14 protein-coding genes and 1 other annotated feature are annotated in these 12,528 nt (G+C 56.3%); of the genes, 10 read left to right on the plus strand and 4 right to left on the minus strand.

Features of this window, described 5'->3' with window-relative positions; translation table 11 throughout:
- The first annotated feature begins 196 nt into the window (after positions 1–196).
- Positions 197–1,633 (plus strand): exodeoxyribonuclease I, encoded by a 1,437-nt coding sequence (gene sbcB / locus LA04_RS16630; protein WP_442854771.1) that lies wholly within the window; start codon positions 197–199, stop codon positions 1,631–1,633.
- A gap of 62 nt (positions 1,634–1,695) precedes the next feature.
- On the opposite strand, the gene LA04_RS16635 is transcribed toward sbcB, so the two are convergent.
- The 4 genes from LA04_RS16635 to LA04_RS16645 form a co-directional block, all read right to left on the minus strand.
- Positions 1,696–3,054: an APC family permease gene (locus LA04_RS16635; RefSeq protein ID WP_010432055.1), complete on the minus strand. Its 1,359-nt coding sequence runs from the start codon at positions 3,052–3,054 to the stop codon at positions 1,696–1,698.
- Positions 3,044–3,106 (minus strand): membrane protein YoeI, encoded by a 63-nt coding sequence (yoeI, locus tag LA04_RS24510; protein ID WP_099458931.1) that lies wholly within the window; start codon positions 3,104–3,106, stop codon positions 3,044–3,046. Before yoeI ends, LA04_RS16635 begins: the two co-directional genes overlap by 11 nt.
- Before the next feature lie 219 nt (positions 3,107–3,325).
- Complete coding sequence (locus tag LA04_RS16640; RefSeq protein ID WP_047652440.1) at positions 3,326–4,255, minus strand: LysR substrate-binding domain-containing protein; 930 nt, start codon at positions 4,253–4,255, stop codon at positions 3,326–3,328.
- A gap of 41 nt (positions 4,256–4,296) precedes the next feature.
- Positions 4,297–5,121 (minus strand): SDR family oxidoreductase, encoded by an 825-nt coding sequence (locus LA04_RS16645; RefSeq protein WP_032642807.1) that lies wholly within the window; start codon positions 5,119–5,121, stop codon positions 4,297–4,299.
- A 175-nt stretch (positions 5,122–5,296) separates the two neighbouring features.
- Here LA04_RS16645 and hisL point away from each other — a divergent pair, with 175 nt between their 5' ends.
- The 9 genes from hisL to hisIE all read left to right on the plus strand — a co-directional run bounded on the left by hisL (position 5,297) and on the right by hisIE (position 12,513).
- A complete protein-coding gene (gene hisL / locus LA04_RS24515; protein ID WP_001364200.1) occupies positions 5,297–5,347 on the plus strand; it encodes a his operon leader peptide in 51 nt (16 codons plus the stop codon).
- Positions 5,323–5,446: a sequence feature (His leader region), on the plus strand. (Overlaps the previous gene by 25 nt.)
- A 45-nt stretch (positions 5,447–5,491) precedes the next feature.
- Complete coding sequence (hisG, locus tag LA04_RS16650; protein WP_047652441.1) at positions 5,492–6,391, plus strand: ATP phosphoribosyltransferase; 900 nt, start codon at positions 5,492–5,494, stop codon at positions 6,389–6,391.
- Between the two features lie 5 nt (positions 6,392–6,396).
- Positions 6,397–7,701 carry a histidinol dehydrogenase gene (gene hisD / locus LA04_RS16655; protein WP_047652729.1) on the plus strand — a complete coding sequence of 435 codons (1,305 nt, stop codon included), beginning with the start codon at positions 6,397–6,399 and terminating at the stop codon, positions 7,699–7,701.
- The gene (gene hisC / locus LA04_RS16660) at positions 7,698–8,759 is read left to right on the plus strand and encodes a histidinol-phosphate transaminase (protein ID WP_047652442.1); all 1,062 of its coding nucleotides are present in this window, start codon (positions 7,698–7,700) and stop codon (positions 8,757–8,759) included. The genes hisD and hisC overlap by 4 nt, the downstream gene beginning before the upstream one ends.
- Positions 8,756–9,823: a bifunctional histidinol-phosphatase/imidazoleglycerol-phosphate dehydratase HisB gene (gene hisB, locus LA04_RS16665; RefSeq protein ID WP_047652443.1), complete on the plus strand. Its 1,068-nt coding sequence runs from the start codon at positions 8,756–8,758 to the stop codon at positions 9,821–9,823. The genes hisC and hisB overlap by 4 nt, the downstream gene beginning before the upstream one ends.
- The gene (gene hisH, locus LA04_RS16670; protein WP_047652444.1) at positions 9,823–10,413 is read left to right on the plus strand and encodes an imidazole glycerol phosphate synthase subunit HisH; all 591 of its coding nucleotides are present in this window, start codon (positions 9,823–9,825) and stop codon (positions 10,411–10,413) included. Before hisB ends, hisH begins: the two co-directional genes overlap by 1 nt.
- Complete coding sequence (gene hisA / locus LA04_RS16675; RefSeq protein WP_047652445.1) at positions 10,413–11,150, plus strand: 1-(5-phosphoribosyl)-5-[(5-phosphoribosylamino)methylideneamino]imidazole-4-carboxamide isomerase; 738 nt, start codon at positions 10,413–10,415, stop codon at positions 11,148–11,150. The genes hisH and hisA overlap by 1 nt, the downstream gene beginning before the upstream one ends.
- A complete protein-coding gene (gene hisF, locus LA04_RS16680) occupies positions 11,132–11,908 on the plus strand; it encodes an imidazole glycerol phosphate synthase subunit HisF (RefSeq protein ID WP_023330862.1) in 777 nt (258 codons plus the stop codon). The genes hisA and hisF overlap by 19 nt, the downstream gene beginning before the upstream one ends.
- The gene (hisIE, locus tag LA04_RS16685; RefSeq protein WP_047652446.1) at positions 11,902–12,513 is read left to right on the plus strand and encodes a bifunctional phosphoribosyl-AMP cyclohydrolase/phosphoribosyl-ATP diphosphatase HisIE; all 612 of its coding nucleotides are present in this window, start codon (positions 11,902–11,904) and stop codon (positions 12,511–12,513) included. Before hisF ends, hisIE begins: the two co-directional genes overlap by 7 nt.
- The last annotated feature ends 15 nt before the right edge of the window (positions 12,514–12,528 follow it).

Below are 12,528 nucleotides of genomic sequence, written 5' to 3' on the forward strand. Positions count from 1 at the left end.
GTATATCCTCAGGTCATTAAAAATCGATGACCTTTTTACGGGAGTTCTGATGTCGTTACCTGGCTTAATTGCAAAAAAATGTGACAGAGCACAGATTTTTCTCTGAAGCTGACGCGCAAATTTGCTCGACGGCGGTGCTTTTTATTCGGTCTGAACCGCACGATCGTTTACCATAGTGACGTCATTTTTTAACAGGATGGTATTACTGGTGTCTGACTCTGCCGCTCGCCCGACTTTTTTATTTCATGACTACGAAACCTTTGGCACGCACCCGGCGCTGGACCGACCGGCGCAGTTTGCCGCCATCCGTACCGACGACGAATTCAACATTATTGGCGAGCCTGAGGTCTTTTACTGCAAACCGGCTGATGACTACCTGCCGCAACCCGGGGCGGTCATGGTCACCGGGATCACTCCTCAGGAAGCGCGCGAAAAAGGCGTTAACGAGGCAGAATTCGCCCGACGCATCCACGATCTGTTTACCGTCCCCAATACCTGCGTGGTCGGTTACAACAACATCCGCTTCGATGACGAAGTAACGCGCAACATCTTCTATCGCAACTTCTACGATCCCTATGCCTGGAGCTGGCAGAACCGCAATTCACGCTGGGATTTGCTCGACATCATGCGCGCCTGTTATGCCCTGCGTCCTGAGGGGATTAACTGGCCGGAAAATGAGGAAGGGCTGACCAGCTTCCGGCTGGAACACCTGACGCGCGCCAACGGCATCGAGCACAGCAATGCCCACGACGCGATGGCGGACGTCTATGCCACCATTGCCATGGCGAAGCTGGTGAAAAACGCGCAGCCCCGGCTGTTTGAGTATCTGCTGAGCCACCGCAGCAAGCAGAAGCTCATGACCCTTATCGACGTACCGCAGATGAAACCCCTGGTGCATATCTCCGGCATGTTTGGCGCCTGGCGCGGTAATACCAGCTGGGTTGCCCCGCTGGCCTGGCATCCGGACAACCGTAATGCGGTCATCATGGTGGATTTAGCCGGCGATATTTCGCCGCTGCTTGAGCTCGACAGCGATACCCTGCGCGAACGGCTTTATACACCGAAAAATGAACTCGGCGATCTGCCTGCGGTGCCGGTCAAACTGGTGCATATCAATAAATGTCCGGTACTCGCGCAGGCGAATACGCTGCGCCCGGAAGATGCGGATAGACTGGGTATTAACCGTCAGCGCTGCCTCGATAACCTGAAAGTGCTGCGCGAAAACCCGCAGGTGCGCGAGAAAGTGGTTGCCATCTTTGCCGAGGCGGAGCCGTTCGTGCCGTCTGAAAACGTGGATGCCCAGCTCTATAACGGTTTCTTCAGCGATGCCGATCGCGCGGCGATGAATATCGTTCTGCAAACCGAGCCGCGTAACTTACCGGCGCTGGATATTACTTTCGCAGATAAACGCATCGAAAAGCTGATGTTTAACTACCGCGCGCGTAACTATCCCGGCACGCTGGACGAAGCAGAGCAGGATCGCTGGCTGCAGCATCGTCGCAATGTCTTTACCCAGGAGTTTCTTAACAGCTATGCCCAGGAGCTGGAAATGCTTTATGACCAGTATGAAGGGGATGCTGAAAAGCAGGCACTGTTGAAATCCCTGTTCCAGTACGCTCAAGAGATTGTCTGAGCGAGGGGTATAAAAAAAGCCGGAGGCGATGTCTCCGGCTTTTTTTCCCGATGGCGCTGCGCTTACGCGACGTCTTCGTACTGTGGAACCGGGTTACGGAAGCTTTTGGTTACGCAAGCCAGATAAATCAGACCGATAGCACCCCAGATCAGCCCCAGAACCATAGAACTCTCTTCCAGGTTAATCCACAGCGCACCCACCGTCAGCGCGCCACACATTGGCAGCACCAGATAGTTGAAGTGGTCTTTCAGCGTTTTATTACGCTTCTCGCGGATCCAGAACTGAGAGATCACCGAGAGGTTAACAAAGGTAAATGCCACCAGCGCACCAAAGTTAATCAGCGCGGTTGCAGTCACCAGGTCAAATTTAATGGCCATCAGTGCGATTGCGCCAACCAGCAGTACGTTCCACGCCGGAGTACGCCATTTCGGATGAACGTAGCCGAAGAAACGGGTTGGGAACACACCGTCACGACCCATTACGTACATCAGGCGAGAAACACCTGCGTGTGCCGCCATACCGGATGCCAGTACGGTTACGCTGGAGAAGATCAGCACGCCCCACTGGAAGGTTTTCCCTGCAACATACAGCATGATTTCAGGCTGTGATGCGTCCGGCTCTTTAAAGCGAGAGATGTCCGGGAAGTACAGTTGCAGGAAGTAGGAAGCCCCGATAAAGATCATGCCGCCGATAAGCGCGGTCAGGAAAATCGCTCTCGGGATCACGCGCTCGGCGTCTTTGGTCTCTTCAGACAGAGAAGAGATACCGTCAAAGCCCAGGAACGAGAAGCACAGGATGGTCGCACCGGTGATCATCGGCACAACGTGCGCGCCTTCAGACCAGAACGGACGGGTGCTGGCCAGCGTACCTGCGCCTTCACCGTGGGACACGCCGTAAATGATTAACCCCACGATAACCGCAACGATACCCATCTGCAGAATAACAATCAGGGTGTTGAAGTTCGCCACGGTCTTGATGCTGCGCAGGTTAGAGATGGTCATAAAGGCCACCAGCGCGACAACGAAGATCCACGATGGAACAGAAGGCACCAGCGCTTCGAAGTAAATTTTTGCCAGCAGAATGTTGATCATCGGCATGAACAGATAGTCCAGCAGAGATGACCAGCCCACCATAAAGCCAACCGCCGGGCTAATGGATTTCTGAGCATAGGTATAGGCAGAGCCTGCAGACGGGAAACGGCGAACCAGTTTTCCGTAGCTCAGCGCTGTAAAGAGAATGGCGACCAGCGCAAAGGCGTACGCCGTTGCAACGTGACCGTCAGTAAGGCCTGATACGATACCGAATGTATCGAACAGCGTCATCGGTTGCATATAGGCCAGGCCCATCATAACAACCGGAATCAACGTAAGCGTTTTACGTAATTCCACGCGAGAGGTGTTTGGAGTTGCGTTATGCGACATAGTTATTCTCCTTTACGGTGATAACCGCCACGTAAGCGAAAAATTGCCCCATTTGTTTCTTCCTCAGCGACAACAACTGTCGGATTTTAGTAAATATCTATCCGGTACGAAGCCCGGCCTCTTGGTTTTTAGTTTCGTTTCGTACATGCAAAAAAAAATAACCGACGCCTTTTATATCGTCGATTATTCATTTGGTTGCAGCGGCCGCATTTTGCCCCACTTCGGATACAAAAGGCAATACTTTGCAAAGCGCGGGTCGATTTTCTTTTTGCTAACTGGCTGATTTCTGGACGCCGGGCTGAGAGTAAACGGCGGCGATAGCACTATTTGCTAAAATTTCGTCCCGCCACCAGGCGCTGGCAAGCCCGGCAGTTTGTTCATTCCAGCCGACCCACACCGATTCATTACTGCTTTGAGCAAGTACCTGTTTTTCAACAAGCGCGCCGCTGTCAATAAACCGCTGCGCCAGATAGCGCGGTAAATAGCCGCAGCCGAGGCCGCTTATTTGCAGTTCCAGCTTGGTTTTAAAGTCGAAAACGGTAATGGCCTCCTGCTCATCAAGCAGCTGCGAGGAGACCGAGCATTCCGGACGAGAACTGTCCCCAACAACTATGGCGCGGTAGCCTTTAATTACGCGACGGTTAAGCGGCTCGGATTCCTGAGCCAGCGGGTGATGGGGCGCCACGGCAAATACCTGCTCCAGCACGCCGAGGCGGGCAAAACCAAAATCACTCAGCTGGGGAGGCTCATGGAGTGCACCGACGAAAATGTCCGCCCTGCCCTGCGTTAAGGCATCCCAGGATCCACCCAGCACGCCGTTGATAAAGATAAGCCGGGTCACGCTGTGGTGTTGATAGAAGGCTTCAATCAGCGGCGTCAGGAGAGAAAAAGGAAAAGTATCATCCACGCCAATAACCAGCTCGTTTTCCCAACCCTGATGGAGTTTCACGGCCTGTTTTTCGAGTTCACGAACGGTATGGAGGACTTCGCGGCCTTTTTCCAGCAGCATCTGTCCGGTACGGGTGAAACGTGCGCGGTGTCCGGAACGATCGAGGATCTGGATATTGAGATCGCTTTCCAGTTTTTGAACGGTATAGCTCAGCGCTGACGGGGTTTTGTAGAGCTTTGCTGACGCAGCGGCAAAGCTCCCCTCTTTTTCAAGAGCATCCAGAATAATAAGAACATCCAGCAGCGGTTTCATGCTCGCCCCCTTCTGGTGCGCGATCGTCTCCGCTGCGGGTCTTATTCCATGGGCATCACCAGCGGATCGGGATACTGATACTCAAACCCCAGTTCATGACAAATGCGATTGCCATCAACAATTTTGCCTTTACTGTCATCCTTTGCCTCACCAAAAACCGGCGGAGCCAGGCCCAGCTGACGTGCCATCAGCGGGTAAAACGTGCTGCGTGCCGGATGAGAAGGTGCACATATATTATAGATGTGTCCACCTTTCGGAGCCTGCAAGAGCAGCTCAATCGCGCCTACAACATCGTCAAGATGCACAAGATTGACGACATGCTGGCCGTCTGGCGCAGACTTACCGGCAAAAAAGCGTCCCGGATGGCGGCCAGGCCCCACCAGCCCCGCCAGACGTACAATATCGACCTGCGTGCCGGGAAGATGATGCAGCCAGTCTTCCAGCTCTTTCAGAACCTGACCGCTCGCCGTCACTGGACGGCGCTCGGAACTCTCTTTCACCACGCCCTCAACTTCGCCATACACCGACGTCGAGCTGGTAAAAATGATACGCGGAACATGGTGCGCCAGCGCGCTGTCGACGATCTCCTGCATCGCCTGCAGATAAAACGACTCGCCCGGGCCACTGCGCCGCGCGGGGAGCGTGATCACCAGCGCATCGACGTTCATCAGCGTGTCCAGATCGTCAGCATCACACACCAGCTCCGGTTCAAGGCGCAGCTCAACGCCGTCAATACCGCACATGCGCGCCGCCTCTACCCCATCCGCCGTGGTTTTGCTCCCGGTCACCTGCCAGCCTTTCGCGGCTAATGACATCGCCAGCGGCATTCCCAGCCATCCTAAACCGACAATCGCGACCTTTTTCATGCAAATTCTCCTGACTCTTACTCGTCTTTTATAAGGCTACGCCAGCCCGGCAGAACACACAATTCATAGCATCAATATGAAATGAATTAATGATCAAAAAAAGCCCTTGCAATATGTCGTACAACTGGTTTAGGTTAAAAGACATCAAATGAATAAGCATTCATCGAGAATTTATATGACACGCGTTCAATTTAAACACCACCATCATCACCATCATCCTGACTAGTCTTTCAGGCGATGTGTGCTGGAAGACGTTTGGATCTTCCAGTGGTGCATGAACGCATGAAAAAGCCCCCGGAAGATCTTCTTCCGGGGGCTTTTTTTTGGACCGAATTCAGACAGGTTAAAACAGGTTAACGAGGAATAAAGAATGTTAGATAACTCACGCTTACGCATAGCTATTCAAAAATCAGGCCGTTTGAGCGACGACTCACGCGAACTGCTGGCCCGCTGCGGGATTAAAATTAACCTGCACACCCAGCGCCTGATTGCTCTGGCTGAAAACATGCCCATCGACATTCTGCGCGTGCGTGATGACGATATTCCCGGCCTGGTCATGGATGGCGTCGTTGACCTCGGCATTATCGGGGAAAACGTGCTTGAAGAAGAGCTGCTGACCCGCCGCGCGCAGGGCGAAGATCCGCGTTACTTCACCCTGCGTCGTCTGGACTTCGGCGGCTGCCGCCTGTCGCTGGCAACGCCGGTTGACGAAGCGTGGGACGGCCCGGCCGCGCTGAACGGCAAACGTATCGCCACCTCTTACCCTCACCTGTTAAAGCGTTATTTCGACCAGAAAGGCGTGCAGTTTAAGTCCTGCCTGCTGAACGGCTCTGTTGAAGTGGCGCCGCGTGCAGGTCTGGCGGACGCCATCTGTGACCTCGTCTCTACCGGGGCGACGCTGGAAGCCAACGGTCTGCGCGAAGTGGAAGTGATCTACCGCTCTAAAGCGTGCCTGATTCAGCGTGACGGCGAGATGGCCGACGCCAAACAGCAGCTGATCGACAAATTGCTGACCCGTATTCAGGGCGTGATTCAGGCGCGTGAGTCTAAATACATCATGATGCACGCCCCAACCGAGCGTCTGGATGAAGTGATTGCCCTGCTGCCAGGCGCCGAACGCCCAACCATCCTTCCGCTGGCGGGCGATCAGCAGCGCGTGGCGATGCACATGGTGAGCAGCGAAACCCTGTTCTGGGAAACCATGGAAAAACTGAAGGCGCTGGGCGCAAGCTCCATCCTGGTGCTGCCGATTGAGAAGATGATGGAGTAATGGCCATGAGCTTTAACACAATCATCGACTGGAATACCTGTAGCGACGCTCAGCAGCGCGAGCTGCTGATGCGCCCGGCGATTTCCGCCTCTGAGAGCATCTCACGCACCGTGGCGGAGATCCTGGATAACGTCAAAGCCCGTGGCGATGACGCGCTGCGTGAATACAGCGCGAAGTTTGATAAGACGGAAGTCGGTGCATTACAGGTTACCGAGCAGGAAATCATTGATGCGAACAATCGTCTGGGTGACGACATCAAGCAGGCCATGGCTGTTGCGGTGAAAAACATTGATACCTTCCACACCGCGCAAAAGCTGCAGACCGTGGATGTCGAAACCCTGCCCGGCGTGCGTTGCCAGCAGGTCACGCGCCCGGTTGCGTCCGTCGGCCTCTATATTCCCGGCGGCTCTGCCCCGCTGTTCTCCACCGTACTGATGCTGGCGACTCCCGCGCGAATTGCCGGGTGTCAGAAAGTGGTGCTGTGCTCACCGCCACCGATTGCCGACGAGATCCTCTACGCGGCGAAGCTGTGCGGCGTGCAGGCGGTCTATAAAGTGGGCGGCGCGCAGGCGATTTCGGCCCTGGCGTTCGGCACGGAATCCATTCCTAAGGTCGACAAAATTTTTGGCCCGGGCAATGCGTATGTGACCGAAGCCAAGCGCCAGGTCAGCCAGCGCCTGGACGGCGCAGCCATCGATATGCCTGCCGGTCCGTCTGAGGTGCTGGTGATTGCCGACAGCGGCGCAACGCCGGACTTCGTGGCGTCCGACCTGCTTTCTCAGGCGGAACACGGCCCGGACTCGCAGGTCATCCTGCTGACGCCGGATGCCGATATGGCGAAACGCGTGGGCGAAGCCGTTGAGCGCCAGCTTGCCGACCTGCCCCGCGCCGACACGGCACGCCAGGCGTTAGCGGCCAGCCGCCTGATTGTGGCGCGCGACCTGGACCAGTGCATTGCCATCTCCAACCAGTACGGCCCGGAGCATCTGATTATTCAGACCCGCAGCGCGCGCGATCTGGTCGACAGCATTACCAGCGCAGGCTCGGTGTTCCTCGGTGACTGGTCACCGGAGTCCGCGGGCGATTACGCCTCCGGCACCAACCACGTGCTGCCCACGTATGGCTACACCTCAACCTGTTCGAGCCTGGGTCTGGCGGATTTCCAGAAACGCATGACCGTGCAGGAGCTCTCCCGCGAAGGGTTTGCGTCACTGGCTTCAACTATTGAAACCCTGGCCGCCGCCGAGCGGCTGACCGCCCACAAAAATGCCGTTACGCTGCGCGTTGCAGCCCTGAAGGAGCAAGCATGAACATTGAAGAGTTAGCCCGCGAAAATGTCCGTCGCCTGACGCCTTACCAGTCGGCGCGTCGTCTGGGCGGTAAAGGGGATGTCTGGCTGAACGCTAACGAATTCCCGACGGCGGTGCAGTTTGAACTGTCTCAGCAAACGCTGAACCGCTATCCGGAGTGTCAGCCGAAAGCGGTGATTGAAAACTACGCGCAGTACGCGGGAGTGAAGCCAGAGCAGGTGCTGGTCAGCCGCGGCGCGGATGAGGGCATTGAACTGCTGATCCGCGCGTTCTGCGAGCCGGGCAAAGATGCGGTGATGTACTGTCAGCCGACCTACGGTATGTACAGCGTCAGCGCGGAAACCTTCGGCGTGGCGTGCCGCAACGTGCAGGCGCTGGAGAACTGGCAGCTGGATCTGCAGGGTATCGCCGACAATCTCGATGGCGTAAAAGTCGTGTTTGTCTGTAGCCCGAACAACCCGACCGGACAGGTTATCAACCCGCAGGATATTCGCACCCTGCTGGAGATGACGCGTGGTAAAGCGCTGGTGGTAGCCGACGAAGCCTACATCGAGTTCTGCCCGCAGGCGACGCTGGCAGGCTGGCTGGAAGAGTATCCGCACCTGGTGGTGCTGCGTACGCTGTCGAAAGCCTTTGCCCTCGCGGGCCTGCGCTGCGGATTCACCCTGGCGAATAAAGAGGTCATCGACCTGCTGCTGAAAGTGATCGCCCCATACCCGCTCTCGACGCCGGTTGCTGATATTGCGGCACAGGCGCTGACGCCTCAGGGGATCAACGCGATGCGCGAGCGCGTGGCGCAAATTCTGGAGGAACGTCAGTATCTGGTGACTGCCCTGAAGGGTATCCCTTGCGTGGAGCAGATATTCGACTCGGAAACTAACTACATCCTGGTGCGCTTCACCGCATCGAGTGCCGTATTTAAATCTTTATGGGATCAGGGCATTATCTTACGAGACCAGAATAAACAACCTTCTCTGAGTGGCTGCCTGCGCATTACCGTCGGCACCCGCGCAGAGAGCCAGCGCGTGATTGACGCCCTGAAAGCGGAGAAAGTATGACCCAGAAGATCCTTTTCATCGATCGTGACGGCACCCTTATTTCGGAACCACCAGCCGATTTTCAGGTCGACCGATTCGACAAGCTGGCCTTTGAACCGGACGTGATCCCGGTGCTGCTCAAGCTGCAAAAAGCAGGCTTTAAGCTGGTGATGATCACCAACCAGGACGGGCTGGGTACCGACAGCTTCCCGCAGGCGGACTTTGACGGCCCGCATAATCTGATGATGCAGGTGCTGACCTCTCAGGGCGTGGTATTTGATGAAGTGCTGATTTGCCCGCACATGCCGGCCGACGAGTGCGACTGCCGTAAGCCAAAGGTGAAGCTGGTAGAGCGCTACCTGGCTGAAGATACGCTGGATAAAACCAACAGCTATGTCATCGGCGATCGCATCACCGATATTACGCTGGCGGAAAACATGGGCATCGCGGGACTGCGCTACGACCGCAACAACTTTAACTGGGCGAAGATTGGCGAGCAGCTGACAAAACGCGACCGTTATTCCCACGTTGAGCGCAACACCAAAGAGACACAGATTGACGTGAAGGTCTGGCTGGACCGTGAAGGCGGCAGCAAGATCCACACCGGCGTCGGTTTCTTCGACCACATGCTCGACCAGATTGCCACCCACGGCGGTTTCCGCATGGAAATTACGGTAAAAGGCGATCTCTACATTGACGATCACCACACCGTGGAAGATACCGGCCTGGCGCTGGGTGAAGCCCTGAAGCTGGCGCTCGGCGACAAGCGCGGTATTAACCGTTTTGGCTTTGTTCTGCCGATGGACGAATGTCTGGCGCGCTGCGCGATGGACATCTCCGGTCGTCCGCACCTGGAGTATAAAGCCGATTTCACCTACCAGCGCGTGGGCGATCTGAGCACCGAAATGGTGGAGCACTTCTTCCGTTCATTGTCTTATACCATGGGCCTAACGCTGCACCTGAAGACCAAAGGTAAGAACGACCACCACCGCGTGGAGAGTCTCTTCAAAGCCTTTGGCCGTACCCTGCGCCAGGCAATTCGCGTGGAAGGTGACGCCCTGCCTTCATCGAAAGGAGTGCTGTAATGAATGTGGTGATTCTGGATACCGGATGCGCCAACCTGAACTCCGTAAAATCGGCCATTGCGCGCCACGGCTATGAGCCGGTGGTGAGCCGTGACCCGGACGTGGTATTGCGCGCCGACAAACTCTTTTTACCGGGCGTGGGCACCGCGCAGGCGGCGATGGATCAAATTCGCGAACGCGAGCTGGTCGACCTGATCAAAGCCTGTACCCAGCCGGTGCTGGGCATTTGCCTGGGCATGCAGATCCTGGGCCGTCGCAGCGAAGAGAACAACGGCGTTGACCTGCTGGGCATTATTGACGAAGACGTGCCGAAAATGACTGACCACGGTCTGCCTCTGCCGCATATGGGCTGGAACCGCGTGTACGCCAAAGCGGGCGACAGGCTGTTTCGCGGCATCGAAGACGGCGCGTATTTTTACTTCGTGCACAGCTACGCCATGCCGGTGAACGTGAATACGATCGCCCAGTGCACCTACGGCGAGGCGTTTACGGCGGCCGTACAGAAAGACAATTTCTTCGGCGTGCAGTTTCACCCGGAGCGCTCTGGCGCCGCGGGCGCGCAGCTGCTGAAAAACTTCCTGGAGATGTGATGATTATTCCCGCTTTAGATTTAATTGACGGCACGGTTGTTCGTCTCCACCAGGGCGATTACGGCCAGCAGCGCGACTACGGAAACGACCCGCTGCCGCGTCTGCAGGATTATGCCGCCCAGGGTGCACAGGTGCTGCATCTGGTCGATTTAACGGGTGCGAAAGACCCTGCAAAACGCCAGATCCCTCTGCTTAAAAATCTGGTTGCCGGTGTTGATGTGCCGGTACAGGTCGGCGGCGGCGTGCGTACGGAAGATGACGTTGCAGCGCTGCTGGACGCTGGCGTGGCCCGCGTGGTGGTGGGTTCAACCGCCGTGAAAGATCCTGAGACCGTGAAAGGCTGGTTCCGCCGCTTTGGCGCCGATGCCCTGGTCCTGGCGCTGGACGTTCGTATTGATGGACAGGGTAATAAGCAGGTGGCCGTCAGCGGCTGGCAGGAAAACTCCGGCGTGACGCTGGAAGAGCTGGTCGATATCTATCTGCCCGTTGGCCTGAAGCACGTGTTATGCACTGACATCTCCCGCGACGGTACGCTGGCTGGCTCCAACGTCTCGCTTTATGAAGAGGTTTGTGCGCGTTATCCGCAGGTGGCGTTCCAGTCTTCAGGCGGAATTGGTGATATAGGCGACGTGGCCGCGCTGCGCGGTACCGGTGTGCAGGGCGTGATTGTGGGCCGGGCCCTGCTGGAAGGTAAATTTACTGTGACGGAGGCGATTCAATGCTGGCAAAACGGATAATCCCTTGCCTGGACGTACGCGATGGTCAGGTCGTGAAAGGCGTACAGTTCCGCAACCACGAGATCATTGGCGACATCGTCCCGCTGGCAAAACGCTATGCCGATGAAGGTGCCGACGAGCTGGTCTTTTATGATATCACCGCCTCCAGCGATGGACGCGTGGTCGACAAAAGCTGGGTCGCACGCGTGGCTGAAGTGATCGACATTCCGTTCTGCGTGGCGGGCGGGATTAAGTCCGCTGACGACGCGGCCAAAATTCTCTCCTTTGGTGCCGATAAGATTTCTATCAACTCCCCTGCCCTGGCCGACCCTGAGTTGATCACCCGCCTCGCCGATCGTTTTGGCGTGCAGTGTATTGTGGTTGGGATCGACACCTGGTATGACGCCGCAACGGGCAAGTACCACGTGAACCAGTACACCGGGGATGAAAGCCGCACGCGCGTGACGCAGTGGGAAACGCTCGACTGGGTGCAGGAAGTGCAGAAGCGTGGCGCGGGTGAAATTGTCCTCAACATGATGAACCAGGACGGCGTGCGTAACGGGTATGACCTCGAGCAGCTGAAAAAAGTCCGTGCGGTCTGCCACGTTCCGCTGATTGCCTCCGGCGGTGCAGGCACCATGGAACATTTCCTGGAAGCCTTCCGCGATGCGAACGTGGACGGCGCGCTGGCCGCGTCCGTGTTCCACAAACAAATTATCAATATTGGTGAGTTAAAAACGTACCTGGCCGACCAGGGCGTGGAGATCAGGGTATGTTAACAGAGCAACAACAGGCGCAGCTGGACTGGGAAAAAACGGACGGATTACTGCCGGTGGTTGTCCAGCATGCGGTTTCAGGTGAAGTGCTGATGCTGGGATATATGAACCAGGACGCGCTGGCAAAAACGCTCGACAGCGGTAAAGTCACCTTTTTCTCGCGCACCAAACAACGCCTGTGGACCAAAGGCGAGACCTCGGGTCATTTCCTGAACGTGGTCAGCATGGCGCCTGACTGCGATAACGATACCCTGCTGGTGCTGGCAAACCCAATCGGCCCAACCTGCCATAAAGGTACCAGCAGTTGCTTCGGCGAGGCGAGCCACCAGTGGTTGTTCCTGTATCAACTGGAGCAACTGCTGGCAGAGCGTAAAACGGCTGACCCAACCAGTTCATATACCGCGAAGCTGTATGCCAGCGGAACCAAGCGTATTGCGCAGAAGGTGGGTGAAGAAGGTGTTGAGACCGCGCTGGCCGCGACGGTGCATGACCGCGAGGAACTGACCAATGAAGCGTCTGATTTGATGTATCACCTGCTGGTGCTGCTGCAGGATCAGGAGCTGGACTTGACGGCAGTAATAGAGAATCTTCGTAAACGGCATAAATAAAAAAACCGGGGAATT

The organism is Enterobacter sp. UCD-UG_FMILLET (assembly GCF_000762975.1).
In the GTDB taxonomy this organism is placed as follows: Bacteria; Pseudomonadota; Gammaproteobacteria; order Enterobacterales; family Enterobacteriaceae; genus Enterobacter; species Enterobacter dykesii.